Source organism: Petrotoga sp. SL27, from assembly GCF_002924605.1.
Classification (GTDB): Bacteria; Thermotogota; Thermotogae; order Petrotogales; family Petrotogaceae; genus Petrotoga; species Petrotoga sibirica.
The window spans coordinates 457-26,600 of record NZ_JAIP01000016.1; the positions used below are offsets into that span (position 1 = coordinate 457).

Below are 26,144 nucleotides of genomic sequence, written 5' to 3' on the forward strand. Positions count from 1 at the left end.
ATTGGGTGCTTCAACCACACCAAAAGGTGAAAAAAGGGACGTTTCTGGCGGTTTTGCACCACCTCTTACAACCCCAGAAGAAGTTTCAGAAGTCTTACAAGGAGATACAATTGAGGTAGATATTGGTTATGGACTGATTCCTTTAGCTGATCCAAATCAAGGTGGAGACCTATTAGATAGGATAACCGTTGTTCGAAAACAATTAGCCTATGAATTGGGTATAGTTATCTCTCCCATTAGAATAAGGGACAGCGTTCTATTAAGTTCGAACGAATACGTCATTAAATTAAGAGGTGTTGAAGTTGGGAGATTTGAATTGATCCCCGATAGACTTCTTGCTATAAACTCAGGTATGGCTTCTGAAGAATTACCCGGTATAAAAACAAAAGAACCTGCCTTTGGTTTGGGAGCCTTCTGGATAGACGAGAGTTTAAAAGAGGAAGCTATAGAAAAAGGCTACACAACTGTTGATGCACCCAGTGTTTTTGCCACTCATCTTTCTGAAACCATTAAAAAATATGCTCACGAAATTATTGGTACCAAGGAAATAGAAATATTGATAGATGGATTGAGAGTTAATTATGCCAACATTGTAGATACCCTTATTCCAACAATGCTAAAAATGCATGAACTAAAAAAAGTTTTAAGTGAACTATTATATGAAAGAATTTCAATAAGGAATCTCCCCTTAATTTTTGAAAGTTTGGTAGAGGCAGTAGATAAATATGGGAACAATATTGAGAACTTAGTAGAGTATGTTAGAAGATCTTTAGGTAGGCAAATAGCGGAAAATTTAAAGTCAGACGATGGAGAACTACATGTTACCGCATTGGATCCATCTATAGAGAAAAAATTATCTGAATCGATTAGGGAAGCCGATTCGGGAAGGGTTATAATACTCGAACCAGAATATTCAAATATTTTGGTACAAAAAATATCAAAATCTCTAGAAAATATGATGATGAAAGGGTTTAATCCTTTATTAATCTGTTCTAAAAACATAAGATATCCGTTTGCCAGATTTATATTAAAATTTATTCAAAACATTAGTATTATTGCTTACGAAGAGATACCTTCGGATACTTCTCTCAACGTGAACGAAATAGTGAAAATAGAAGGTGAGAGATCCAATGCAAATTAAAAAACTTACAGTAAAAACAATTTCTGAAGCAATGGAAAAGATAAGAAGAGAATTTGGTGAAGATGCCTATATTTTAGAAACAAAAAAAATTAAAAAAGGGGGTTTTTTTGGAATCGGTGGAGAAAAACACATTGAAGTAACCGTTTTGAGCGAAGAAAATAAAAATTATCAATACAATACTCAAAAATCAAAAAAATACCCAAAGGAAGTTGATAATACCTATTCGTTAAACGATCTGATAAAAAGGAATACACCCGACGTTTATAGAAAAAAAGAAAAAGAACAAAATATATCAAAACCATCGTATTTAAACATCGAAAAAGAACCCAGTGACAAACGTTCGAAAGATGATTTAACAGAGTTTATAAAAACAAGTAGGGAAATATCCTCTAAGATAGACAAAAGTGCAGAAGCGTTTTACCATCGATACAATGAAAAGGAATCTTCTGAAGGTAACATAAAAGATCGTTTGAAATTAGAAGAGTTGATGAATATGGTTAAACAGTTGAATAAAAAAATGGAAGCAAACAATTTCTACCTTCAAGATATAAAAGATAAGTTATACGAAAAATCGTATTCAAGGACTTTCATTGAATCCTTTTTAAATCAATTGAACGATTTGAAGGTCGAAGAAAATTGGAAAAATCAAGAAATTATAAGGACAAGATTTGAAAAAAAGCTTCATCAAAGCTTAGAAATTTTAAATTTTGGTGATATAAAAGGTAAAGTTATGTTTATAGGTCCCACAGGTGTAGGAAAAACAACAACTTTGGCCAAAATAGCAGCCAACTTGAAAAAAATGAATAAAAAAATCGCTTTAATTACAATTGACACTTACAGAATAGCTGCAACAGATCAGTTAAAAACTTATGCAGATATTCTAGGTGTTTCGCTTCATATTTGTTATACCCCCTCTGACCTCAAAATTGCTTTGGAATCACTTCTGAATTTTGATGTAATTCTAATAGACACTGCAGGGAGAAGCCATAAGAACGATTTACAGATGGGAGAACTCAAAGTGTTCAAAGATGTAGTTGAACCTGATTACAATACAATGTTAATATCTTCCAATACCAATTGTGAAGATATGATGCATATTTATGATAATTTTTCTTTTCTAAAACCCAACGCGTTAATTTTTACAAAGATAGATGAAACCTCATCATTTGGGCAATTATTTTCTTTCTTAGAATATTCTAGAGTACCTTTGTTGGGGATAACAAACGGTCAAAGAGTTCCTGAAGATTTGAAGTTTCCTTCTAAAGAATGGCTGACCCATGCAGCAGTGGAGGAGGTATTTAAATGAACCGTATATATCAAGATCAAGCAGCTGGTTTAAGGGAAGAGTATTTAAGCTCACAAACAAAGATTATAACAGTCGTAAGCGGAAAAGGTGGAGTCGGAAAGTCGGTATTATCAGTGAATATCGCTGCTGATTTGGCCGCACATGGGAAAAGAATACTTTTATTTGATTCGGATGCAGGCTTTGCAAACGCTTCTATTTTGATGGGAAACACTGTGAAAAATACGTTGAGTGAGTATATGAGGGGGAATGTCACCTTCAATGAGTGCGTTCAAGATACAGAGTATGGTGTTAAGATAATAAGCAGCGGTTTTGATTTTACAGATTGGAAGATCTTTCAAAATAATTTTAATGACTCGATAATGGATGAATTTTTAAATTTGTTGAAAGACATCGATTTTTTTATAATAGATGTAGGTGCAGGTTATTCTGAAAAACTCAATAATTTTTATCTAAATTCGGATACGATATTTCTAATAACCGTCCCAGAACCGACAGCGGTAGTTAACGCCTACAGCTTGCTGAAAGCTTTATCGGTTTTGAATGTAAATGGGGAAATAGAGATAATTCTTAACATGATTAAAAATAAAAACGAAATAGAGATGGTTAAATCTGTCTTAAATAGAACCACAAAGAGGTTTTTAAACAGAGAAATAAATAACTTTCATGAAATTTCCTACGATGAAAACGTTCATGTGAGTGTAAAGAGACAGATACCTTTAATTTCATTGAAAGAAAACAGTAAATTTTCGAAAGATATAAAAAAGATAACCTCCGATATACTGAATATCAAAACCTCTTCCCATACCAATTTCACACAGAGATTGAAAGAAATGTTTGGGAAAGGCCATTGAACTGCGAGGCGAAGTGGCGCTATAGATAGTATTAAGAAAAGGAGTTTAAGATGTCTGATTTTGTAGAAAAAGTAAGTTCAAAGAATGTTTTATACACTAATATGCCTTTGGATTTAGAAATTCAAGAAAAAGGAATTCAAGGGATTTATAAAAGTATCTTATACGAATATGACCTCAACACTAATCTAGCTAAAATTGGAATGCCTATTTTTAAAGGTGCTTATCTGAAAATTTTTCGAGGTACAAATCTAAAAGTAAGAGCATACTCTTCAAGGGCAGTTTATTTATTCAAAAGCAAAGTTTACGGTAGTGGAAAAGAAGCGAATATAAGGTACCTTATGATAAATATTCCTGAAACAATCGTTAGGGTACAAAGAAGGCAACACGCTAGAATTCCTGTTTCTGAAGAGGGCACCTTTTATCTCAAAGAGGAACAAGAAAATAGTAAAAACCAGGAGAACGTTCAACCCACCCAATACAGGTTTATAACTAAAGATTTTAGTGCTGGAGGATTGGCTATTGTTACCTCTAAAGAGTTGAAAGTCGGGCAAAGAATAATATTAAAGCTATCTTTAAAAAATGAGATCAGACTCGAAGACATGGAATCACAGGTTGTTAGGTTAATTGATAAAACTACAGGTGGAGAATACATTTATGGAATTAAGTTTTTAAACTTAACGAGAGATAAAGAAGAAGAGCTGGTAAGGTTCGTTTTCAAATTAGAGCGAGAGACATATAAAAAGATTTGAATGTAATCTTTGACGGTTTTCGATTAAAAAGGGGGAAGTTTAATGTCAATCTATGATGAGATCAACGAACAAAAATTGGATGCATTGAAGGAATTAGGAAACATAGGTGCAGGTAATGCAGCGACAGCTATTTCAACGATGTTGAACAAAAAAATTGATATCACGGTTCCATCCGCTGAAATTATACCTATTTCAGAATTATGGGAGGAGTTTAGTGATCCTGAAGGCATAACAGCTGGCGCTATGGTAGAAATTGGTGGAGAACTCCACGGGGCAATTTTGTTTCTGCTTGGAACCCAAGAAACGAAAAAAATCTTAGAATTGCTAATGCTCCCCCGACCTGAAGACTTAACCCAAATTGATGAAATGACATCTTCAGCCATTGGAGAAGTTGGAAATATTATGTGTAGCTCTTATATATCTGCCATTTCAAATTTCACAGGTTTGAACATACATTCCTTGCCCCCAAAAATTACTGTGGATATGTTGACAGCCATAGTTTCTGAATCTTCTCTTATGGTTACTGAAGGTAGCGATTTTGTAATTCTAATTAGAACAGATATAAATATTGAAGATTATGAAGGAAACGTAAAAGGCTTCTTAATATATTTATCAGACGAACAAAATATAATAAAATTATTAAAAACCTTAGGAATGGGGACGAATAATGACTGAGAGCAAGAAAAAAATAATAGGAATTGGAGAATACATAGTAGATAAAAATCCAGCTATTTTGGTCACATTAGGATTAGGTTCTTGTGTGGCTGTTTGTCTGCGGGATAAGAAAAACCTCATTGGAGGGCTAGTCCACATCATGCTTCCAGAAAGCAGAAACAGCAAAAAGGATGAAAAAATTGGTAAATACGCAGATACTGGTATAAAAGCGATAATAGATGGAATTGTTGATTTAGGTGGAAACGTTAAATATCTGGAAGCTAAGATAGCAGGAGGAGCAGCGATGTTCAAAAATTCAAATAATTCTTTGAATGTCGGAGCAAAGAATGTCGACGCAATCAAAAAAATTTTAAAAGAAAACAGCATAAAAATAATCGCTGAAGATACAGGAGGGAACAGAGCTAGGAGTGTTGAATTTAACATTGCAAATGGGGATCTAAAGGTTAAGAAGGTTGGCGGAGGAGAGAAGGTAGAAATCACTGTAATTTAAGGTGGCTCATGAATGAAATACAAAATTAATGAAGAACAGTTGGTAATGGAATTTTTGCCTAAAATAAAGATTATAGCTTTAAATTTAAAAACTACTTTACCTAAAAATATAGAGTTGGAGGATTTGATTCAGGAGGGGATTATAGGATTACTTCAATCATATAAGAGATACAACCCGGAGAAAGGCACTTCTTTTTACACCTACGCTCTAAAAAGAATCAAAGGTTCGATGTATGATTATCTGCGCAGAATAGATTGGCTTCCAAAAGAAATAAGAAGTTTAGTAAAAAAGTACGAAGATTTGATTTACGAATGTAAAGATAATGAGTACATAGACGATAATTCAGTGGCAGAAAAACTTCACATTGAAAAAAATGATGTAGACAAGATAAAGTTCTCCTTGAGTAAAAGGCAGATTCTTCAGTTGGATGAATACTTTTTAAGCAATGAAGAAGAGAACTGGTTTGAAGATATACAAGAAGAAAACGACCCTGAAATACTGGCTTATAAAGATATGTTGCATGATAAATTAACACAAAGTATCGAGAAATTGGAAGAAAGAGAAAAACTTATTCTTTCTCTATACTATAACGAAGGCTTGACCTTTAAGGAGATAGGAAGTGTTTTAGAAATAAGTGAATCACGGGTTTCTCAGTTACACTCTGTAATATTGGTTAAATTAAAAAAGATGATTCAGGGAAGTGAATAAAAATGGCTTCACTTCACGAGTTACAAATATTGGTAACCAAATCTATAGATGTAGCCAACAATGTGCAGGCAATATCTCATTCTTACGATGCAGCCAAAAATATGTTGTTAGTTAAACAAGCGAGTGAATATTCTCAAAACCTACAAAAAAGGATAAAAAGTAAAGACCAAGTTGAAAAGGAAAATGTGGATAATAAATCATCTTCTGGGGTTCCCCCTCAGAGGAATATAAACAATGAAAAAAAAGATACCGTAAAGAAGTATGTAGTGGATGAGTACAGAGGTAAACTTTTGGATTTAAGATTATAGGTATTTTATAATTGGGATGGGTTGCAGGTCAAAGTCTTACTAAATCCCATCCTTATGGGCGAGCAGCGGGGCAAAGGGGCGCTAATAAATACTAAGATACCTTAAAAGAAGGTAGGGAAGGAGAAATAAAAATATATGTTAGGTTATTTTTCAATATATAAATCAGATGATGAACTCTATTCTGGTGGATTATTGATTCTCAATGAAAATGGAATACCCGTTTCGTTTAAATACACCGAACCAATAAAACCTTCCAAAATTCAAAAAATAATTTATGGATCAAACCTAAAAAATTATTTAGCCTTTCAAATACTAAGTAATGATGAATTATACTCCCCTCACGATGTGGACTTAATACTAACTGACGACAGTGATCTAATAAATTATATCGATATTGGCAAGATAATAATGTACATAATGGAAGTAAGCAGTGATAAAGGCTTTGAGGTTAAAGAAAAAGAAGGTATAATTCCTATAAACCAAAATACGAGCTTAAGATTTTATTCTTCGAAACTGTTGGATTCCCTTACATTGAAGAAACTAAAATCTTATATAGAAATTTTTGATATCTTTGAACCATTTACTCGATTAAAAGAGGCTTTGGTGTATATATGTACTTCAAAAGAAAAATAACTATCAATCAAGCTAGCCTTTCTTTGGATACCCGTATAAATTCAATACCTTTCCAGAACATAAAGTACCACCTTCTACCCTCAAAAACTCAAAACTCAAAAATAAAGACGGTTGATATCAACAATTTGGTAAAGATAAAAGAACTCCCTTGGACAGGGGAGGAAATTACCTTTGTTGAAGAAATAGATCATCTTTTACCAAAAAAAATAATTAATTTTGATTTTATTAAGATTAGTATAATTAAAAATTCTTCTTTATCTGGTATAAATATAAAGGATAGTGAAATGAAGATAGGAGTTAGTTTAATAAATGTGCCAATGCCAACTAATACAACCCTAAATACGACAAAAATGATAGAATTTAATATTAAAGAAAGTGTGCCTCAAAAAATAGTAGTTAAACCAATTAGAAAAGTTTTAAAAAGACCTGTTTCGAAGGAATACATCCTACAGTTGGCACAGGAGATTGTATCATCAAAAAAATTGCAAAAGATAAAGCTATCTTTCTTAGGCTTTTATGTTAAAGTCCCTATAGCAGAAGAGATAAATTACTATTGGAAAGGTGAAAAATTGATATGTTTTCTTAAAAATAATAAAACAGATATTACCGATTATCTCGATTGTGCCGTTTTTTTTGATTCTGAAAACAATAAAAAGTATTTGAAGTTTATCAGGAGGTAACGTTGAATTGATTAGAAAAGAGCTTGTAAATTTTCTAAACTCGCTAAAAAAAGTCAACAAACAGAAAATTTTAGTGCTTCCAGATGGATATCTTTACGATATCGATGAGGAGGGAGAGGTTTTCATTTATCCGGACTTTGATATATTTCCATTTGAAAATTTGGATATCTCTCCAAACATAAAGGCAAATAGGATGAAAACGTTATATGCTTTATTAACGAAAAAGAACGCGACTGTTTTAACTACCTTCTCGTCTTTAATAAAGTACACCTTACCCAAAAAAGAATTCGCAATCAAAAAAATCAAAGTTGGAGATACATTCGATCTTGAATATAATGTTCCTTATCATTTAGGATACAACCTTACTGAAGAAGTAACTAGTCCTGGAGAATATTCTAAAAGAGGTTTTGTAAGAGATTTTTTCGTTCCAATTTACGAACAACCTGTGAGAATAGAATTATGGGATGAAGTAATAGATAGAATATCTTTTTTTGATATTTATTCACAAAGATCGATTGAAAATTTAAAAGAAATAGAGATAATTCCTGGTTCTGAAATTATGAAATTTGACCACAACTTAGAAATTTATGAGGAGAGGTTAAAAAAATATACCATTGAAACAAATGAGGAAGAGCCCCTAACTCTTGATCAATTCAACACTCTCCCGGGAATCTTTTACAAAGATAAAAATACAATATTAAGTTATCTAAATGAAGACAGAGATATTTATTTAATAAACAAAGAAGAAATTATAAACTCTTACAGAGAAAAAGTAAAAGAAAACTATGAAATGTGTGACAATGAACTAAAACGAAAAATATATAAAATGTTTTCAGGACATAACCTTGAAATTTTGAACAAAATAAAATACGAAGAAGTTAAACTAACCCTTGAAAAGATTTACTTTATAAAACCCAAGAAAGAAGATAAAAGGTTGGAATATATACCCCTTCTTGATTGGGAAGATCTAAATGAAGGGGACTTGGTGGTACACGAAGATTACGGAATAGGAATATATCATGGCGTTAACAAAATTGAAACCCCTTTGGGTTTAAGAGAGTTTGTGACATTAGAATATTCTGATAATTCAAAGGTCTATGTTCCCGTAGGTAGGTTGGACAAACTATCCAAGTACATTGGAGATCCCGAAACAGTTAAAATATCTTCTTTGAACAGCAAAAGCTGGAAAAATACGAAACAAAAGGTAAAAGAAGAAATTAAACTAAAGATCAGAGAACTCCAAAAAATCTATGCCTTAAGAGAAAATCAACGAGGGATACAACTATTCGGGGATCCTGAATTGGAAGAAAAATTCAAGGAAACCTTTCCTTACGTTGAGACACCTGACCAAGAAAAGAGTATCAACGAGATTATGAGAGATCTCGAAAGTGAAAGACCAATGGATAGATTGTTGTCAGGTGATTCAGGATTTGGTAAAACCGAAGTTGCTATGAGAGCGTCTTTCAGAACGGTTGTTTCAAACTATCAAGTGCTACTATTAGCTCCAACAACTATACTTGCTAAACAACATTACGAAAATTTCAAACAAAGAATGGACCCTTTTGGAATTAAGATAGCTTTAGTTACTCGTCATAAAACACAAAAAGAAAAGAAAGATCTTTTTGAAAGCATAAAAAAGGGTCAAACAGATATAGTAATAGGAACGCATGCCTTATTATCAGATTTACTACAAGTTAAAAAATTGGGGTTAGTTATAGTCGACGAAGAACAAAGATTTGGGGTACTTCAAAAAGAGAAATTCAAAAAGTTAAGCGAAGGTGTAAACTTCCTTATGATGAGTGCCACTCCCATACCTAGAACCTTATACATGTCTATCAGCGGATTAAGAGACATATCCACGATATCGACCCCGCCCGTGGGTAGGTTACCCATTCAAACATTTGTAGGGAAATATTCAGATAAGTTAATACGTACGGCTATTTTGAGAGAGAAATCTAGGGGCGGACAAACGATCTATATTCACAATAGAGTACAAGAATTGAACGAACTGTACGAAAAACTACAAAGCCTCGTTCCAGAAGTTAAGATAACAATGGTACATGGTGGAACATCAAAAAAGGAGTTTATAAACTCTATAAACAATTTGTACGATGGAAATATCGATCTACTTTTATCAACAACAATAATAGAAAATGGGATAGATATACCTAACGTTAACACCCTTATCCTAGACGATCCAGAAAGATACGGGATCTCTCAGTTATATCAAATTAAAGGAAGAGTCGGAAGATCTAACAGAAGAGCTTTCGTCTACTTTCTTTTTAAAAAAGAAGTCACCCCTCAAACTAAAAAAAGGCTGGAAGCGATCAAAAAGTACAATGAACCAGGAAGTGGATTAAAGCTTGCTTTAAGAGATTTAGAAATTCGTGGATACGGGGATATATTGGGAATAGAGCAAAAAGGTCATATTAACGCGATAGGGTACCATCTATACCATGAGATGTTGAATAAAATTTTGTTTGAATATGGAATTAAAAAGGAAGAAGAAATTCAAAAACCTCAAACCTATACAGAAATAAAAGGTATAAAAGGTTCCCTAGTTATTCCAGAATCATATATTCCTAATTCTATTGAAAGAATGCGAATATATAGAAGTATATCTGTAGCTAAAACAGTTGATGATGTTGAGGATATAAAATCTGAAATACGTGACAAATACGGTAAACTTCCACAAGAGGTAGAAAGATTATTTCAATACGCTTTTATAAAAGTAAAAGCCAATATGGAAGGTATTAAAGAGATAGAAATAGGAGATACATATATATCTTTTAAATTCGAAAATGATGTAAATCCTGTCATTGAAAAATACGACAAATATTCAAGAAAGATTACCTTTTATCCAGAAACGAAAGAACTCATAAGTTATGGGCCCAAAGACCATATGAAATATATGGAAAAGGTTTTTTCCTAAGAGGTGAAGAAGGTGTTGAATGATACAATAGTTGCCATTTCATCCCCAATTGGTACAGGAGCTATAGCGGTGGTAAGAATTTCAGGCAATCACGTTAAAAACATAATAGGCCAAGCATTAAAAAGAAAAAGATATACCCCTAAGAAAATGTACTATGGTTGGCTTTATAATAAAGAAGGAGAAAAAGTGGACGAAATTACCTGGGTTTACCATTCACAACCTCACTCTTACACAGGAGAGGATATGCTTGAAATATTTTGTCATGGTGGTAAACTTATCACTTATGCCGTTTTGAATACAATTATAAAATATGGTGTAAGGCAAGCTCTACCTGGGGAATTTACAAAACGAGCTGTTTTAAACGGTAAGATGGATCTCATAAAAGCAGAAGCTGTAAACAATGTAATTACTTCGGAGACCGAAATATCTTTAAAAGCGTCTTTTAATCAACTTAAAAATCCCCTTTCTGAAAAGATCAATGAGATAAAAAACAGTTTGCTAAGTATCTCTGCCCAGATCGAGGTAGAAATGGATTATCCTGATGATATAGAATTTGAAGATCACAATATGAAGAACAAATTAGATGATATTGTGAATCGTATGGATCAAATACTAAAGGGTGCTGACAACGGTATTATAGCTGTTGAGGGTGTCAGAACGGTTATAGTAGGAAAACCGAACTCTGGTAAAAGCACCTTGTTGAACGCCCTTCTGAGAAAAGATAGAGCGATTGTAACTGATATTCCAGGAACAACAAGGGACACCATTGAAGAAAATCTGAACATAAACGGTATATACATAAAACTCATAGACACAGCAGGAATACGAAACACAGAAGACACGTTGGAAAGGGTTGGAATAGAAAGGACCATAAATTCCATAAAGAATTCTCATCTAATCTTGTTTGTTTTGGATGGCACAACGCCTTTTACACAAGAAGACGAACTAATTTATAATAAACTAAATGAATTGGGAAATAAAACTGTTATAATTGTATTGAATAAATCGGATTCTCCTAATTTTAAAGAGAGTAATTATCTCCCATTGAAACAAAAAAATCCCAATGATTTTGTTATAATTTCTGCAAAGAACGGAGATATTAAAAATTTGGAAGATAAGATATATGAAAAGTTTTTTGAGAAGGTCAATATTGAAGAACCAACTCTAACTAACCAAAGGCAAAAGATAACCTTAGAATCATCTAAAGAGTTTGTTTTAAACGCTATTAATTCGTTTGAGAAAGGTTTTTCTAACGATGTAATTATGTACGACGTAAGAAAAGCACTTGAAAAAATCTACGAACTCTCTGGGGAAAATTATACTGAAGAATTACTAGATAAAATCTTTTCCACATTTTGCGTTGGAAAGTAGGAGGTAAAATAAATGTATCGGTCAGTTTCTATTTTCTTTGGGCTAATTCCCTTAATGCAATTTTTCATAAAAGGATGGTACTTTTTTGGAATATCTTCTATAGGCTTAATTTTTTCGTATTTTATTCTTAAAAAGAGGGGAGCCAAACCATTCATCACAGAAGGTGCGCTCTTATTAATCTCCCAGCTTTTTATGAATATAATTGGGCTATCAAATATACCGATGTTTTTATATATCTCTTTGGCAGCGGTTTTAATTTTTGTTGCCTCGAGAGATGAAAAGATAGTTGACGATTTGAAAGATTATATAAAAGAAACTGGCCATTCCAAAGAAGATTGGGATTTTGAAATATGTTTTTTTGGAATGGGGCAGATTAGAAACATCGATCAATTAACAAATTTATCTACCGCGGCATTTGGTTTTTCAAACAAAGGCATAGCTTTCAACACTAAGTTGGGAAGTGGGTATTACACAAGGTTTATTGATTATAATGAAATAGATGATTTCGGCATGTTCAAATTACAAAAGAAACAAGAGTTGTACTATCCCAAAATAAGAGATATGTTCATCTGGCCAAGTAATATGAGCACTATGCATAAACCGTATATAAACACCTACGGTTTATACCTTTTAGTGGGGGATGAGTCCTTGACTTTTTACGAATCACCGAACATCATACTTAAAATATCCCAGCATTTGGAAGAAGTGAGGAGATAACAGATGAAAATTTTAAAGATGTCATGGTATGAGATAAAGAAAGTGTTAAGAAATAGAGGAGTATTAATCTTAAGTGTTATAATACCTGTTATTTTAGCTTATTTTGGTTCTTCATTCTATCCTGCGAATATAACGCAAGATTTTCTATTAGCTTTATACAACGAAGATAACAGCCTTTTAGGGAATTTCAGTTTCATTTTGATAAAACAATTTTTGGATTTTGAGAGCACCATCGAAATTAAAAATGATGAACAATTAAATCAATTAATTAAAGAAGCAAATTATGATTCAATACTGATCATTCCAAAGGGTTTTACACAAGATCTGATCAATCGTAATCAAACGGTTTTGTATATCATACCAAATCCTCACAAAATTCAGAACAGTATGATGATCTATACTGGCTTTAAAGCTGTTTTTGATGAACTTGCAGGGATACCCGAAATAAAAGTTGGCTCCACTACCGAATTCTTACTTCAAGGAGGTATAGGGATCGACGAAACGAGACCCAAGCCGGAAATAAAAATGCTTATACCACGCGCCTCGGACGGTTCTTTGGTCGTTTCTCCCACTACAAATTTGGGAATTAATGATATGTTTGCTCCTATCGTAGCGATGGTTGTAATCCTTTTGTTATCTATGATAGGAATAGCCTCTTCCATTGGTCAAGCCAGAGAAGTTGGATTACTGGATCTATATATATCAAACGGATTAAAAACCTGGGAATTCATTTTATCAAAAATTATATCGTATATAGTAATAGGTTTCGTTGCTGGGATGTTCTCGTGGTCTATGTTCAGAATGCTTGGTGTTCAATCCCAAGCTAATCCCTGGAATTTGATCTTACTCGTTTTAATATCTGTATTTTCTTTCACCTCTTTTGGCTTGTTTTTATCTTCTTTTTTAAAAACGGCTCGAGCTACTTCTTTCCTTGTGACGGCAATGATAGGAGGAATGTTGGTATTTGGCGGGGTTTTGATCCCAATACCTACAGGAAGTATTCTTGAAAAGATAGCGAACCTATTTCCTGTTAAATACTCTTTAGATGGCTGGAGAAAAATAACGGTATTAGGGTACGGACTAAGTGATGTAAGTTTTGAAATTCTAATACTATTAGGTTCTGGGGTAATTTTCTTTCTGGCATCATTGATGCTAATTCAAGCTACGCAAGAAACATAAGGGGGTTAATTCTAATGGATCTTATAGCTTTTTTAACGGATTGGGGACTCTCTTCGTATTATGTCTCAGTGTGTAAATCCGTTATAAAAAAAATAAATAAAAATGCTGATATAATTGATATTACACATAGTGCTGGACATTTTAATATAAAGAAATATGCATCTCTAATTTTCAGGGCCTCTCGCGATTTTGAAGAAGGAACCGTTTTTTTGTGCGTTGTTGATCCAACCGTAGGTAGTCCTAGGAACCCGATCGCTTTGAAAACATCAAAGTACAACTATTATTTTGTTGGCCCAGATAACGGTCTATTTACTTTTGTGATCCAAGAATATGGAGTTGAAGAATCAGTTGAGTTATCCGACAAAAGATTTTTCTATAAAACTGATTATTCATCAACATTTCATGGGCGTGATATATTTGCACCCGTGGCCGCATACATTTCTAAAGGTATTACTATCGATCATTTTGGACCAAAAACAGAAAAATTAACAACTTTCGATATGCAAAAACCTGTCATTGAAGATAACAAAGTAATATGTGATTATTTATATTCAGATGATTTTGGGAACATTGAAACTAACTTATCTTCCAACTATCTTGAGAATTTAGATCTAAGCAAAAAAGTAACAGTAGAAATAAACGGGACAAAAAATGTAGCAAGAGTCGTTAAAAACTATGCTGAAGTAAAGAAAGGTGAATTATTGTTGCATGTTGATAGTTCAGGATTCTATGAAATTTCTGCCAATTAATCCAGTGCTGCTAATAAATTTAACCTCACCGATGATTTTGAAGGGAAGATAAAGATATATCTTGAATTATAAATCTATAAAAGATCCTATCGAAGTTACATACACTGTAGAAAGGTCTAAATTTATTGGAAATATATCGAAGGTCAATTCGATCGATGAAGCGCAAAAATTTATAAAAGAAGTTTCTCAAAGGTATAATAACGCCACACACAACTGTTGGGCTTATAAGGTACATGAAGAAGGAAGAGAAATCGGTAATTATTCGGATAATAACGAACCATCAGGCACGGCGGGTAAACCTATTTATGGTGTAATTGAAAAGTTTGGTCTATCAAACGTTGCGATAGTAGTTACGAGGTATTTTGGAGGAGTGAAATTAGGGATTCGCGGTTTAATAGATGCGTATTCTAAAACTGCTGAAGAAGTTGTTAAAGCCTCTAAAGTGGTTACCTATGAAAAGACGTTTATTTACGAGGCAAAATGTGACTACGGTAATTTTTCCTTCATACAAAACCTCATGCAAAAACAAAACAACTTCAAAATAATAGAACGAAAATTTTCAGACGAAGTTTATTTTATATTTGAAATATTAGAACATAACAAAGATATCGTTTTATCATTATTGAAAAACAAGGTGTACAGTTTAAATTTTGTTGGCAATTCGGAGGGAATTTTATGAACAACAATTTATACAGAAAATACAGACCTTTAGATTTTGATGAAATTTTAGGACAACCCCATGTGGTAAAATACTTCAAAAACGCTTTAAACAAGCAAGAGGTTTCTCATGCATATATTTTTTCGGGTCCACGTGGTACTGGAAAGACTACAACCGCTAGGATACTCGCCAAGGTATTAAATTGCATGGATCCCCAAGTATACAATCCATGCAACAAATGCGAGAACTGTGTTTCTATAAACAATAACAGTTTTTTGGATGTAATAGAAATGGATGCAGCTTCGAATAGAGGAATAGACGAAATCAGAAACATCAGGGATTCTTCCAATTATAGGCCTGTCTATGGAAAATACAAAGTATATATAATCGATGAATTTCATATGTTGACAAGAGAAGCCTTCAATGCCTTGCTAAAAACGCTGGAAGAACCACCTTCGCACGTTGTCTTTATTTTAGCGACCACCAATTTGGAAAAAGTTCCTGATACCATCATTTCTAGGTCTCAAATTATAAACTTCAAAAATTTAGGTCAGAATGAAATAGTAGAAGGGTTGAAAAATATAGCAAGCTCTGAAGGAATGGAATATGAGTTAGACGCCTTGCAGATCATAGCTAAAAGGGCAAAAGGTGGGATGAGAGATGCCATATCGATGTTGGAACAAGTAGAAAAATTTGGAGAGATGAAGATAACCCACCAAGATACCCTAGACATACTAGGTTTGTTCGACGAAAATTTTATTGTTCAGTTCATAGAAAATGTTTCCAATTCAAAAATAGATGAATTTTTGGTACAATCTGAAGATCTGTTCAACTTGGGAAAAGACCCAGAAATTCTTTTGGAACAATCCATAGAATATATTTTTGATTCACTAATTAACGAGAAAAGAAGTAACTTAATTCACTTAATGGGGATATTCAACAATATACTTAAAGATTTAAAATACAGTGAAAATAAAAGGTTGATTTTCGATGTGGAGATCTTAGATTTCATGCACAAATATTCAACTACCTCCGTGCCTTTGCTACACGAAAATGAAAAAACTCCAAATAGAAATCAAGTAACCACAGAATCCGTTATCAAAGAAACTCAACACCCAATTATGAAGAAAATTCTCGATTACTTCAGCGATCCCCACGAGAAGAAGTCCAACATGGCTATATACTTCGCTTTACTATTTTCGAATCCAGAAATTGAAAACAATAAAATACACTTCAAATTCTCTTCAGGTCAAAAGCTAGAATATGAAATTCTAAAAAAGTACGTTGATGAATTAAAGGTGAATATATTTTTGCTGATCGATGGATCATACGAAATCACTTTTTCTCTCGAAGGTGGCGAGGTGGAAAGTCTGACCCAACAAAAAGAAAAAGCCAATTTGAGAGAAAAGAAACTGTTCTGAGGGAATTACATGCTTTATATAATCTCTGCAATGGGTATTGAAGCAAGAGCGATAATAAAATATTTAGATTTAAAAAAAACAACAGATAGGCCTTTTGAGACTTATCAAAATGAAGAAGTCCATCTTGTAATATCAGGGGTAGGAAAAATCAATGTAGCCGGGGCTACGTCCTATCTCTTGAAAGATACCTTAAGAGGTTTGAATCATAGTGATTATGTAATAAATTTAGGAATATGTGGTAGTCTAAATAACAAATTTAATGTTGGCGATCTAGTTTTAGTTAATAAAGTAGTAGATTATGAGAGAAAAAGAAAGTACTATACGGATATCTTAGTTAAACACAATCTAAAAGAAGGTTCCATTCAAAGTATAGATATTCTCAATAGAAATTATGAATTTGAAGAAGACCTAGTGGATATGGAATCATCGGCTTTTTTTGAGATTGCTTCAAAATTTTTATTTGTTCATCAGATATATGTAGTAAAAATAGTCTCCGATAAAGTGAGCAAAAATCAGCCTTTAGAAAGACTGACTAAAAAGTATATAGATGAGCTAATTTACGACAAATTAGAAGAAATTTTTTCTTTCGCAAAATTGGTGAGTTCCCTACTAAAGTTATTTCAACCTATTCTTCAACAACAAGACGAAGAAATCATAGAGAAGGTTTCTAAAAGTTTGAAGTTAACATTCTCACAGACAAAACAACTTGAAAATGGATATGCATATTTCAAATCGAATAAGAGAATAAACCCTTTATTCTTAGAAGAATATTTTAATTACATTCCAAAAAGCAAAAAAGAAAGGGATGCGATTTTTGAAGATCTCAAATCAAAATTATACCAGTGAAACCTTCTCACACATCTACATTGAGAAAGATGCTTTATATTATCCATTAACTAACAAAATTACAAGCAAACTCAACAAAAGTAAGATTGTATACATTGATAACTACAATGAAATATTCTCCAGGAAGAACCAAAACCCTTTTCTACAAAAACTCTCACCGTCTTTGATCCTGGCAGTTAACAAGGGTGATTTTATCTATAAAGGGTCAACTTTGTGCCATAATTTTGAACAACAAAATTTCTACTACACAAATTTCGTAGTCAACTGTCTACTCGATTGCGATTACTGTTATTTGAAAGGTATGAACTTCTCTTCCAACATTTTATTCTTTGTTAATCTCTCAGATTACTTTCATGAATTAAGCAGATTATTAAACGTGATTAAAGAACGCCCCGAACGGGGTCAAGGAAAGCTTTATCTAAGTATATCGTATGATTCAGACATCCTTCTTTTTGAAGGAATCTACCCGTTTTTAAAAGAATGGATAGAGTTTGCTGAGGCAAACCCCCAAATAACTATAGAAATTCGAACTAAGACAAGCAATTATAAAAAATTTTTGAACTACTCTCCATTAGAAAATTTGATCATTACATGGAGTATATCTCCAAAGGAAGTAATAGCAAAATATGAAAAAAACACCCCCTCTTTAGAAAGAAGGTTAATGGCTATATCTCAGTTGCTAGAAAAAGGTTGGAAAGTCAATTTAGCGTTGGATCCTATACTTTATATAGGAGAAAACTGGAGAGATACCTACAAGGAGTTCTTGAACTTGCTATCTGTGAACATTAACCTAAAAAAGATTAATGCCATTACACTGGGAGTATTCAGAATACCGGTTGAATACTTAAAAAGATTTAAAAAGTTTTTTAAATCTCCAATCTCGTTTTTCCCTTATGATACTGTAAATGGCGTTTCTTCTTACCCTGAGGAATTAAAAAGTAAAATGATCGAATTCGTCTCTTCCGAGTTGGAAAAAATATACGATAAAAGAAATATATACATAGTTTGATTGTTTTAAAAAAATAGACGGACAATTGTCCGCCATTATTTAGTGAATCAACTGATTAATTTTTTTACAAAAACAGGTAGAGAAAAAGAGGCAACGTGTACTTCTTCATCGTAATATTTAAGTTCTTTATTAAACTCTCTAACCTTTTCAGGATCAAAATCTTTTATTGGGTCCAAATTTTTTGAGGCAAACGTCCATGTCCATGTACCTGGCATGTATTGAGGTACATAACCCATGTACAATCGAGCTACATTGAAGGTATTGGTGATTCTTTTGTACGCCCTTATCATCCATTCTTTTTTTAAAAAAGGCTCCTCGGTCTGTGCAGAGAAAACTCCGTTTTCCTTCAAGGCCTCAAAACAGTTATGATAAAACTCTTCGGTGAAAAGTAGTCCACCTTCACCTTCTGTGGGATCCGTGGAATCAATCAATATAGCGTCGAATTCATCTTTAAATTGAGAAACAAATTTACTTCCATCTTCATAAACTAATTCCACTTTTGGATTTTTTAACTCATAAGAAATGTTGGGTAAATAATTTAAAGCAGCTTCTACAACTTTTTTATCCAATTCACAAAGAACGACTTTTTCTACTGAATCATGTTTCAACACTTCTCTAACAGTTCCTCCATCGCCTCCACCAATTACCAAAACCTTCTTGGGGTCAGGATGTATGAACAAAGGAACGTGTGAGATCATTTCATGATAAACAAATTCATCCGAATCTCTCGTCATAATGACTCCATCTAATGAGAATAACTTTCCAAATGTTGGAGTTTCATATATATCTATTCTTTGATAATCCGTTTGTTCGGTATAAATATGATTAGTTATTTCTGTAAAGACTCCTACATTATGTACTTTATCGTACTCGGTAAAAATAGTATGTGGAAAGGTATAATTATTTTCAGCCATCACCTCACCTCAACTTTATGAGCGGAATTTTCAGGAATTCCTATTGAAGAAAAAACTCCTCGTTTGAATTCTTGACTCTCCTGTCTTTTTGAATTTAAAGCATATTTTAGATAATAGAAAGCTTTCCATGGATCGACAGAATCTCCACAAGTATATATATCTAAAGATGCATAATTGTATTCAGGCCAAGTGTGAATTGCCAAATGAGATTCAGAAACAATTATTGCTCCACTTACCCCATGGGGTAAGAATCTGTGAAATGTTGAAGTAACTATTGTTGCTCCCGATTCAATGGCTGCCTTTTTCATTAAGTATTCTATTTGTTCAACATCGTTTAGTATCTCTTCATCACAATCGTATAATTCTGATATCAAATGTCTTCCTAGGGATTTTGCCATATCTCAATCCTCCTTTAAAATATTTCTATCCATATTAGAGTTGCTATATTTGTACTACTTTTATTTTTTATGAAATGTTTCTTATTTGCTGAATAAAAAAAAGTCTCCTCTTTGCGTACCAAATAAACTTCTTTGTTTAGGTATAACTCTATCTCTCCCTCAATCACATATCCCAATTCCACACCTTCATGAGGTTTTTCAATATTAGTTGAACAACCTGGTTCCAAAACTAACAAAGAAGGTTCTATATTTTTTGGTTCGGACGTCGTTAAAAGAAGCTCTTCTTTAACTCCTTTTGGTGTATCGTATATAGGTATTCTATCTTCTTTTGTGAAAACAATCTTTTCCTTATTTTCGAGATTCGAGAAAAAATCTTTCAGATCAGTTCCTAAAGCTCTTAGAATCATTTCCAAATTTTCAACAGTAGGAGAAGCTAAATCCCTTTCAACTTGGGAAATAAAACCTCTAGTTAAATCAGATCTTGTCGCAAGCTCCTCTTGGGTCATGTTTCTCATTATTCTAAGGCTTTTTATCTTTTCACCTATTTGCATTCAAGGTGCCTCCTATAAACTATCAAAAATGCACAGTTAATTAAACAAGTCGGTTAATATTATAAATTTTTATTTTATATTTGTCAATTACAACAATTTACATTTATGTTTCTGCAACATCAATAATGAATTGTTTGTGTTATACTACTAAGTAGTGGGGTGGGCAGCATAATATACTTTTAAGGAGGGCTTTTAAGTAATGCGATCGTATTTGAGACCATATCTTGGTATAGATTTAGGAACAGCAAACACGTTAGTTTATATGAAAGGTAAAGGGATAATTCTAAATGAACCTTCCGTTATAGCCATCAATAAAGAAACTTCAGAATTGCTTAAAGTAGGAAAAGAAGCTAAGAAAATGATTGGAAAAACACCTGCTAATATAATCGCCATTAGACCACTGAAAGAGGGTGTAATAGCAGATTATAATGTGGCTATGACAATGCTTAAGTACTTTATAAACACATCATTGAATGGTTTTAGCTTTTTTAAACCAACGGTAGTTGTGGGAATACCTACAGATGCAACTCAAGTAGAAAGAAATGCTCTAAGAGAGGCAGCCTTGGATGCCGGCTCTAGTAAGGCCTTTTTAATTGAAGAAGCTATGGCAACAGCTATTGGTGCTGGTTTAGATATAGAAGAACCATCGGGGAATATGATTGTAGACATAGGTGGTGGTACCACAGAAATAGCCGTAATTTCTCTGGGAAATATAGTATTATCCAAATCTATAAGGGTAGCGGGAGATTTAATCGATCAAGAAATTATCAATCACATAAAATCAAAATACAATATGGTAATAGGAGAAAAAACTGCTGAGAGGATAAAAATTGAGATTGGTAATGTTTTTGATAGCCCCCAGTACAATGATTTAAGCATGGAAGTGATAGGTTTGGACGTTCTAACAGGCCTTCCAAAAAATGTTACCATTACAGGGTCGGAAATAAGAAACGCCATGAGAGTGCCGGTTACCAAGATAGTTGAAAATATTAAATTGGCAATTGAAGAAACTCCACCTGAACTTTTGTATGATATCGTTAATAGAGGCATATTTTTAGCTGGTGGGGGCGCATTGATCAAAGGAATAAAAGAGCTGTTAGAAAAGGAAACGTTGATAAGAGTAGTAATAGCGGATGATCCAATAACTTGCGTCGCTAGAGGGGCTGGAATAGTTATTGACAAGATAAATCTCATAAAAAGTATATCTCAAAAAGCTTAATATGAGATATTTTGGAATTTTATTTCTAGTAATTTTGATCTTTATTACGATTTTATTTAATACTTTTGAAAACTTGCGAGTCATTTTAGAACCATTAACGTACCCGTTTGATTTAGTTTTTTCACTGTTTCATTCCAAAATTTTAGAAAGGGATGCAAGTGCTGAAAAAATTACTAGTATCTTGGATGAACTCGACAAACAACCCCTTTATTTAATTGAAAGTCAAAACAGTGAAAATAAGGATTTAACTATTCCTCGAGGCATAATTTTAAATGAAACGAATCGTAGTTTTAGCCTTTTAACGAATAATAAAAGTAACTTGGGAAAAGGATATTTAGCAGTTTCTACAGATGGTATCCTTTTAGGTTTTGTTGAAAACATATTCTCAGATAGAGTAGTTGTGAGAAAATTAGGTTGGGGAGATCAACATTTTTTTGGGAAAATAGGGGTTGTAGATGTTTTGATAAAAGAGGATAAAGGCAATTTATTGGTTGAAATACCTGATAATTATAATGTAGTAATGGAAGAGCACCTAAAAATAGATCTTCCTGCTTATGTAAAAGGTGTAGAAAAAGAGGGTATATTTTTATCGGGTGAAATTGTTTCTAAATATGGAGACCTTTATCTTTTTAACCCTGTCACGATCGATGATTTTTTAGTGTACTTTTTTCCTTATTAAACAAAAGAAGTGAGAAAATATGATGTATTTAATTTATTTTTTATTAGCTCTAGTTGCAGCTTCATTTGATAGATGGCTTGGAGAAATACTTTTTTTTATCTTCCCTATAATTGTGTTGTATGTGTCAAATCTTGAAAAAGATGACCATAGACTCCTTTTTTTTGTATTCGTATATACTATTTTTTATTTCAATTCTAGGTTTGAATTGGGATTTCTTGCAATAATTTTTTTTGTTATCTTTCTTCTCATCAACTTTTTCTTACATCAGTTGGAAATGACTTTAATTAATGCATTGATATATGTGGGCGTTTTGTCGCTGTATATGAGTGTCATTACTTCTTCTCTTTATCCGTTTTTCTGGGATATGATAATTATCTTTGTATTATATTTTTTGAACATGAGGCTGGTTTTCAATGAAAGAAAAAAGAGCTAAAATATTGTTTTCTTTATTTTTTTTGGGTATTGCCTTACTTTTTGCTAGATCATTTCAATTACAGATTTTAAACTGGAATATATATACGGTGGAAGTTCAAGAGTTATCAACAAGAATTGTAAAAGATTCTCCTAAGAGAGGAAATATATACGATAGAAATGGAAATTTGTTGGCATGGAACCAAAGAATATATAATTTAACGAATTTAGGAGGAACGTTGAGTGAAGAAACAGAATCTGAATTGTACATAGTTCTAAAAGACGTTGTAGATAATCCTTATACCGTAATAGATAAATTAAATTTTCAAAAAAGAGTGAATTTAGAAATAAATTCGGTAACTGCTCAAAAGATAGCCAGCATTGATAAAAATCTACAAGTTCAAGAGAGATATATAAGAAGGTATGCTCACGAATCTTTGTACCATGTCTTGGGTTATGTTGACAATGAAGGTACTCCCAGGTCAGGATTGGAATTGGTATTTGATAAAGAATTACAGGGGGAGCCAGGGTACAAAATGATCAATATTGCGACAAATAAATCATTTTCACCTCTAATAACTAATGCGCATTCGATTAATGGTAACAATATTTATTTGACGTTGGATTTAGAATTACAGATTAATGCATACAATTATTTAAAAGAAAGAAACTACAATGGTTCGGTGATCATCTCCGAACCAAAAACAGGGGAAATATTAGTCTTTGTTAGTTACCCTTCTGTAGATCCTAATTTGTTTGCTCAAGGAATGAGTAATTTAGAGTTTCAAAGAATTTTGAACGATAATAATAGGCCTTTGTTAAATAGAGTAACCTCTGGATTGTACGCACCAGGATCTATCATAAAACCTTTTGTTGCATATGCAGCGCTTGAAGGAGGCGTATCTCCACAAACAACTATAAATTCCACTGGAAGATACGATTTAAAGAACTCTCAAGGTAACGTTATCGCATCTTATTACGATTGGTATACATTAGGCCATGGTGAAACTAATTTAGTGAAATCCTTGAGGGCATCGGTTAACTCTTATTATTATTGGCTTGGAGAAAACTTGGGGATAGACTATTTGAAAAGTGTTGCCGAAAGATTTGATATTACTTCTAAAACAGGAATAGAAATACCAAATGAAAAAGCGGGGATTTTCCCAGACCCCCAATGGAAAGATGAGAAATTCGATACCATATGGTATCCAGGAGAAACATTATTAACGTATATAGGTCAAGGCTACGTCACAATGACTCCACTTCAAATTCTAAGAATATATAATATTCTTGCTACAGAAGGAGAATATTATCAATTCAGCTTATTTAAAAGAGAAGAAGATATTTTTGAAAACATTATAAATAAAAATACGCCTTTACTTAGAGATTCATACGAAATGAACGAAGAATATCTGAAATATATTTACCAAGGTATGATAGAAGTGACCTCATTCGGTGGACCAGCTGGCGAAGAAGGAACTGCTTTTCAGTCCTTTATGGATTTTCCAATAACGGTTGCTGGAAAGACAGGTACCGCAGAAGTAGGGGGTGGAAAGCCCGCTAACTCATGGTTTGCTGGTTTTTTGCCAGCAAGTTATCCTCAGTATTCAATCGTTGTCATTATTGAAAATGGAGGTATGGGGTCTACCGCTGCCGCCCCAGTTGCTAGAAAGATACTTGATGATCTGGTTGAAAAATATCATATACAATAACTGGGCTGCGGGGCGAAAGGGCAAAGGCTCCTTTATCCTTATGGGTGGGGAGCGGGGGAAGGGCGCTATAGATAGTTTTATAAAAAAATTCTGCTTTTAAAAAAGGGTCACAGGGCGAGCCCTCACCTTACCGGGCTAGGACCGCAGGTTCTTTTAATAAATCAAAAGGAGATGAATTTCGTGAAGAAAATGTATGTATTTTTTATGCTCATCGTTTTTTTATGTATAACGGTTCTGTCAGAGAATTATACCTTTGTCTTTAAAGATGTGCAACTGTTCTATACGGTTTCTAACGAAACCTCGTTCTTAGTTCCTGATGGTTTTGATGTGCTTTGTATCAGTGGAGTGGATTCTTGGGAACTTCAAAAGGTATACCAAAATTTTCCTTTTAAGATTGTTTCTTTGGATGATTTCACTCAAAAATCTATTGAGGCTATAGATGAAGGTGTTTATAAGATAGTTGGGACAAAAGAAATTCTATTTTACAATCCTCAGTTAAGTCAATGGTGTGTTACTGATGAAAAGAATAAAGATAAGATTCAACCGAGTACTCAAATATTATTGAGGAATCCCAAAAATTCTGTAATTGCTTTAAGGGCAAGGGGTTCATGGGAAGTTATCTATGAGATGAAAAGTGACGGGACTTTCAACAAAAACGTCCAAATCAAGGGTATTCCTGTTGGCCCAACGAATCTATATTTAGTGAACGAATATCTTAACTTGTCTCCTGTTGATTACGTAGAGAGTACAAAGTTATTGAGTGGTACACGGATGGCAAGTATGGATGATTTTGGGATTGTTGCAAAAGAGGCAATTGTAAGTCAAACTTATACAATGAATTTAGGAAAAATCAATTTTCAAAATACTTTAATGAATGTTAGGATATCCCAAAACGATATATTGTCATACGAAGACAGAAATGTAATTAATTTTTCTTTGTACTCCAATATACCAAATTATACAAAAACCCAGATAATAAGACACACAGAAAATACAAAATATAATGGTTTAGGGATAGAGTTACCTTCTGGAGAAGTTTGGATACATGAGGAATTCGATAGTGAAAGTTTTCCAATAAAGTTAGCATACATAGAAGACACACCTGTAGATGACTCGCTTAAGATAAATCTAGGTGAGAGTTGGGATGTACAATATAAAATAGAAAAAATGTCTGATGTGGAAGTCAAATCCCGAAATTCCCGAATAGTAGACTTTTTGATTACAGTACAAAATTACAGTAAGGACAGACAAATTGTTAACTTAAGTATGTCTTCACCCAATATCGAAATAGACAAAATGCAGATAGAAGGGAATTATCAAAACTTTAAAAACAACTCAGAGAAAGGTAAAATTGATATTATCTTTGATATAATAGATGAAGTAAGAATAAGAATAACCATTAAAACCGTACTCAAAGAATGAAATTTTTAATAATTTCAAAAAAACAGTCGATATCATCTATGAGATAAAGGTTTGATTTTACAGTTAAATCAGTGGCTCCAAAACCTTTAATAAACTCAAAATTCTTAGCAAATTCTATTGAAATGTCTTCTTCAATGCGTCTATCTGAAGGCAGCATAGCGATGAATATAATTTTGTTCTCTTCGTTTTCTAATATACCGTCTATATGCCAATGTTTTTGGTAAGCTTTTTCATTAAAAGTCAAATGCCTGCCAACTCTTTGGTGAAGGTTTTTCATAGCAGAACCTATGTAAGCGTACAAGCCTTTATTGATCTTTATTTCTTTGTGATTAAAATTCACTGTATAATCTTTTTTTATCTCAATCAATAAAATGTAAGATCCCTTATTCGTCTCTATTCCTCCAAAAGAAAGGTG

Annotated in this window: 28 protein-coding genes; 24 read left to right on the forward strand and 4 right to left on the reverse strand. The window is 33.0% G+C overall.

Annotation, left to right across the window (positions count from 1 at the left end):
• The 19 genes from AD60_RS06590 to AD60_RS06680 form a co-directional block, all read left to right on the forward strand.
• Window positions 1-1,141 (forward strand): flagellar biosynthesis protein FlhA (locus AD60_RS06590; RefSeq protein ID WP_146048834.1); only part of this gene is annotated, 1,141 nt, incomplete at its 5' end.
• Window positions 1,131-2,447 carry a flagellar biosynthesis protein FlhF gene (flhF, locus tag AD60_RS06595; RefSeq protein WP_103927497.1) on the forward strand — a complete coding sequence of 439 codons (1,317 nt, stop codon included), beginning with the start codon at window positions 1,131-1,133 and terminating at the stop codon, window positions 2,445-2,447. The genes AD60_RS06590 and flhF, both read left to right, overlap by 11 nt.
• Complete coding sequence (locus AD60_RS06600) at window positions 2,444-3,298, forward strand: P-loop NTPase (RefSeq protein WP_103927498.1); 855 nt, start codon at window positions 2,444-2,446, stop codon at window positions 3,296-3,298. The genes flhF and AD60_RS06600 overlap by 4 nt, the downstream gene beginning before the upstream one ends.
• Before the next feature lie 50 nt (window positions 3,299-3,348).
• Entirely contained in the window at window positions 3,349-4,047 is a 699-nt protein-coding gene (locus tag AD60_RS06605; RefSeq protein WP_103927499.1) for a flagellar brake protein, read from the forward strand.
• Window positions 4,048-4,089: 42 nt separating this feature from the next.
• Window positions 4,090-4,722: a CheY-P phosphatase CheC gene (cheC, locus tag AD60_RS06610; protein ID WP_103927500.1), complete on the forward strand. Its 633-nt coding sequence runs from the start codon at window positions 4,090-4,092 to the stop codon at window positions 4,720-4,722.
• Window positions 4,715-5,212 carry a chemoreceptor glutamine deamidase/glutamate methylesterase CheD gene (gene cheD / locus AD60_RS06615; protein ID WP_103927501.1) on the forward strand — a complete coding sequence of 166 codons (498 nt, stop codon included), beginning with the start codon at window positions 4,715-4,717 and terminating at the stop codon, window positions 5,210-5,212. The genes cheC and cheD overlap by 8 nt, the downstream gene beginning before the upstream one ends.
• A gap of 12 nt (window positions 5,213-5,224) precedes the next feature.
• Window positions 5,225-5,920: a sigma-70 family RNA polymerase sigma factor gene (locus AD60_RS06620; RefSeq protein WP_103877078.1), complete on the forward strand. Its 696-nt coding sequence runs from the start codon at window positions 5,225-5,227 to the stop codon at window positions 5,918-5,920.
• Window positions 5,921-5,922: 2 nt separating this feature from the next.
• Window positions 5,923-6,228: a hypothetical protein gene (locus AD60_RS06625; RefSeq protein ID WP_103927502.1), complete on the forward strand. Its 306-nt coding sequence runs from the start codon at window positions 5,923-5,925 to the stop codon at window positions 6,226-6,228.
• Between the two features lie 135 nt (window positions 6,229-6,363).
• Entirely contained in the window at window positions 6,364-6,861 is a 498-nt protein-coding gene (locus tag AD60_RS06630; protein WP_103927503.1) for a hypothetical protein, read from the forward strand.
• Window positions 6,840-7,541: a hypothetical protein gene (locus AD60_RS06635; protein WP_103927504.1), complete on the forward strand. Its 702-nt coding sequence runs from the start codon at window positions 6,840-6,842 to the stop codon at window positions 7,539-7,541. Before AD60_RS06630 ends, AD60_RS06635 begins: the two co-directional genes overlap by 22 nt.
• Before the next feature lie 7 nt (window positions 7,542-7,548).
• Window positions 7,549-10,473, forward strand: coding sequence for a DEAD/DEAH box helicase (locus tag AD60_RS06640; protein WP_103927505.1), 2,925 nt, complete (start codon window positions 7,549-7,551; stop codon window positions 10,471-10,473).
• A gap of 12 nt (window positions 10,474-10,485) precedes the next feature.
• The gene (gene mnmE / locus AD60_RS06645) at window positions 10,486-11,844 is read left to right on the forward strand and encodes a tRNA uridine-5-carboxymethylaminomethyl(34) synthesis GTPase MnmE (RefSeq protein WP_103927506.1); all 1,359 of its coding nucleotides are present in this window, start codon (window positions 10,486-10,488) and stop codon (window positions 11,842-11,844) included.
• Window positions 11,845-11,856: 12 nt separating this feature from the next.
• The gene (locus tag AD60_RS06650; RefSeq protein ID WP_103927507.1) at window positions 11,857-12,561 is read left to right on the forward strand and encodes a hypothetical protein; all 705 of its coding nucleotides are present in this window, start codon (window positions 11,857-11,859) and stop codon (window positions 12,559-12,561) included.
• Between the two features lie 3 nt (window positions 12,562-12,564).
• Complete coding sequence (locus AD60_RS06655; RefSeq protein ID WP_103927508.1) at window positions 12,565-13,740, forward strand: ABC transporter permease; 1,176 nt, start codon at window positions 12,565-12,567, stop codon at window positions 13,738-13,740.
• 14 nt (window positions 13,741-13,754) lie between these two features.
• On the forward strand, window positions 13,755-14,489 hold the full coding sequence (locus AD60_RS06660) for an S-adenosyl-l-methionine hydroxide adenosyltransferase family protein (protein WP_103927509.1): 735 nt from the start codon (window positions 13,755-13,757) through the stop codon (window positions 14,487-14,489).
• 61 nt (window positions 14,490-14,550) lie between these two features.
• Complete coding sequence (locus AD60_RS06665) at window positions 14,551-15,168, forward strand: YigZ family protein (RefSeq protein WP_103877087.1); 618 nt, start codon at window positions 14,551-14,553, stop codon at window positions 15,166-15,168.
• Window positions 15,165-16,568, forward strand: a complete 1,404-nt coding sequence (dnaX, locus tag AD60_RS06670) for a DNA polymerase III subunit gamma/tau (RefSeq protein ID WP_103877088.1) — start codon at window positions 15,165-15,167, stop codon at window positions 16,566-16,568. Before AD60_RS06665 ends, dnaX begins: the two co-directional genes overlap by 4 nt.
• Window positions 16,569-16,577: 9 nt before the next feature.
• Complete coding sequence (locus tag AD60_RS06675; RefSeq protein ID WP_103877089.1) at window positions 16,578-17,414, forward strand: hypothetical protein; 837 nt, start codon at window positions 16,578-16,580, stop codon at window positions 17,412-17,414.
• The gene (locus AD60_RS06680) at window positions 17,383-18,423 is read left to right on the forward strand and encodes a radical SAM protein (protein WP_103877090.1); all 1,041 of its coding nucleotides are present in this window, start codon (window positions 17,383-17,385) and stop codon (window positions 18,421-18,423) included. Before AD60_RS06675 ends, AD60_RS06680 begins: the two co-directional genes overlap by 32 nt.
• A 47-nt stretch (window positions 18,424-18,470) precedes the next feature.
• Here AD60_RS06680 and speE read toward each other — a convergent pair whose 3' ends face one another.
• Genes speE through AD60_RS06695 form a run of 3 tightly spaced genes read right to left on the reverse strand, consistent with a single transcriptional unit; the run spans window position 18,471 to window position 20,286 of the window.
• The gene (gene speE, locus AD60_RS06685) at window positions 18,471-19,337 is read right to left on the reverse strand and encodes a polyamine aminopropyltransferase (RefSeq protein WP_103877091.1); all 867 of its coding nucleotides are present in this window, start codon (window positions 19,335-19,337) and stop codon (window positions 18,471-18,473) included.
• Window positions 19,337-19,735 carry an adenosylmethionine decarboxylase gene (gene speD / locus AD60_RS06690; protein ID WP_103877092.1) on the reverse strand — a complete coding sequence of 133 codons (399 nt, stop codon included), beginning with the start codon at window positions 19,733-19,735 and terminating at the stop codon, window positions 19,337-19,339. The genes speE and speD overlap by 1 nt, the downstream gene beginning before the upstream one ends.
• Window positions 19,736-19,749: 14 nt before the next feature.
• Complete coding sequence (locus AD60_RS06695) at window positions 19,750-20,286, reverse strand: helix-turn-helix domain-containing protein (RefSeq protein WP_103877093.1); 537 nt, start codon at window positions 20,284-20,286, stop codon at window positions 19,750-19,752.
• A gap of 199 nt (window positions 20,287-20,485) precedes the next feature.
• Here AD60_RS06695 and AD60_RS06700 point away from each other — a divergent pair, with 199 nt between their 5' ends.
• From AD60_RS06700 to AD60_RS06720, 5 genes are all read left to right on the forward strand, one after another.
• Window positions 20,486-21,505 carry a rod shape-determining protein gene (locus AD60_RS06700; RefSeq protein ID WP_103877094.1) on the forward strand — a complete coding sequence of 340 codons (1,020 nt, stop codon included), beginning with the start codon at window positions 20,486-20,488 and terminating at the stop codon, window positions 21,503-21,505.
• A gap of 1 nt (window position 21,506) precedes the next feature.
• Window positions 21,507-22,184 (forward strand): hypothetical protein, encoded by a 678-nt coding sequence (locus AD60_RS06705; RefSeq protein WP_103877095.1) that lies wholly within the window; start codon window positions 21,507-21,509, stop codon window positions 22,182-22,184.
• 19 nt (window positions 22,185-22,203) lie between these two features.
• Window positions 22,204-22,617, forward strand: coding sequence for a hypothetical protein (locus AD60_RS06710; RefSeq protein ID WP_103877096.1), 414 nt, complete (start codon window positions 22,204-22,206; stop codon window positions 22,615-22,617).
• Window positions 22,598-24,307: a penicillin-binding transpeptidase domain-containing protein gene (locus AD60_RS06715; RefSeq protein WP_103877097.1), complete on the forward strand. Its 1,710-nt coding sequence runs from the start codon at window positions 22,598-22,600 to the stop codon at window positions 24,305-24,307. The genes AD60_RS06710 and AD60_RS06715 overlap by 20 nt, the downstream gene beginning before the upstream one ends.
• A gap of 180 nt (window positions 24,308-24,487) precedes the next feature.
• On the forward strand, window positions 24,488-25,729 hold the full coding sequence (locus AD60_RS06720) for a hypothetical protein (protein WP_103877098.1): 1,242 nt from the start codon (window positions 24,488-24,490) through the stop codon (window positions 25,727-25,729).
• Here AD60_RS06720 and AD60_RS06725 read toward each other — a convergent pair.
• Window positions 25,719-26,096: a DUF123 domain-containing protein gene (locus AD60_RS06725; protein WP_103877099.1), complete on the reverse strand. Its 378-nt coding sequence runs from the start codon at window positions 26,094-26,096 to the stop codon at window positions 25,719-25,721. The genes AD60_RS06720 and AD60_RS06725 overlap by 11 nt on opposite strands.
• Window positions 26,097-26,144: the final 48 nt, after the last annotated feature.

Bases quoted from the DNA above. Each gene is read 5' to 3' on its own strand.
- flhF (WP_103927497.1), top strand. From the start codon at position 1,131: ATGCAAATTAAAAAACTTACAGTAAAAACAATTTCTGAAGCAATGGAA.
- AD60_RS06600 (WP_103927498.1), top strand. From the start codon at position 2,444: ATGAACCGTATATATCAAGATCAAGCAGCTGGTTTAAGGGAAGAGTAT.
- AD60_RS06605 (WP_103927499.1), top strand. From the start codon at position 3,349: ATGTCTGATTTTGTAGAAAAAGTAAGTTCAAAGAATGTTTTATACACT.
- cheC (WP_103927500.1), top strand. From the start codon at position 4,090: ATGTCAATCTATGATGAGATCAACGAACAAAAATTGGATGCATTGAAG.
- cheD (WP_103927501.1), top strand. From the start codon at position 4,715: ATGACTGAGAGCAAGAAAAAAATAATAGGAATTGGAGAATACATAGTA.
- AD60_RS06620 (WP_103877078.1), top strand. From the start codon at position 5,225: ATGAAATACAAAATTAATGAAGAACAGTTGGTAATGGAATTTTTGCCT.
- AD60_RS06625 (WP_103927502.1), top strand. From the start codon at position 5,923: ATGGCTTCACTTCACGAGTTACAAATATTGGTAACCAAATCTATAGAT.
- AD60_RS06630 (WP_103927503.1), top strand. From the start codon at position 6,364: ATGTTAGGTTATTTTTCAATATATAAATCAGATGATGAACTCTATTCT.
- AD60_RS06635 (WP_103927504.1), top strand. From the start codon at position 6,840: ATGTACTTCAAAAGAAAAATAACTATCAATCAAGCTAGCCTTTCTTTG.
- AD60_RS06650 (WP_103927507.1), top strand. From the start codon at position 11,857: ATGTATCGGTCAGTTTCTATTTTCTTTGGGCTAATTCCCTTAATGCAA.
- AD60_RS06655 (WP_103927508.1), top strand. From the start codon at position 12,565: ATGAAAATTTTAAAGATGTCATGGTATGAGATAAAGAAAGTGTTAAGA.
- AD60_RS06660 (WP_103927509.1), top strand. From the start codon at position 13,755: ATGGATCTTATAGCTTTTTTAACGGATTGGGGACTCTCTTCGTATTAT.
- dnaX (WP_103877088.1), top strand. From the start codon at position 15,165: ATGAACAACAATTTATACAGAAAATACAGACCTTTAGATTTTGATGAA.
- AD60_RS06675 (WP_103877089.1), top strand. From the start codon at position 16,578: ATGCTTTATATAATCTCTGCAATGGGTATTGAAGCAAGAGCGATAATA.
- speE (WP_103877091.1), bottom strand. From the start codon at position 19,337: ATGGCTGAAAATAATTATACCTTTCCACATACTATTTTTACCGAGTAC.
- speD (WP_103877092.1), bottom strand. From the start codon at position 19,735: ATGGCAAAATCCCTAGGAAGACATTTGATATCAGAATTATACGATTGT.
- AD60_RS06695 (WP_103877093.1), bottom strand. From the start codon at position 20,286: ATGCAAATAGGTGAAAAGATAAAAAGCCTTAGAATAATGAGAAACATG.
- AD60_RS06700 (WP_103877094.1), top strand. From the start codon at position 20,486: ATGCGATCGTATTTGAGACCATATCTTGGTATAGATTTAGGAACAGCA.
- AD60_RS06705 (WP_103877095.1), top strand. From the start codon at position 21,507: ATGAGATATTTTGGAATTTTATTTCTAGTAATTTTGATCTTTATTACG.
- AD60_RS06710 (WP_103877096.1), top strand. From the start codon at position 22,204: ATGATGTATTTAATTTATTTTTTATTAGCTCTAGTTGCAGCTTCATTT.
- AD60_RS06715 (WP_103877097.1), top strand. From the start codon at position 22,598: ATGAAAGAAAAAAGAGCTAAAATATTGTTTTCTTTATTTTTTTTGGGT.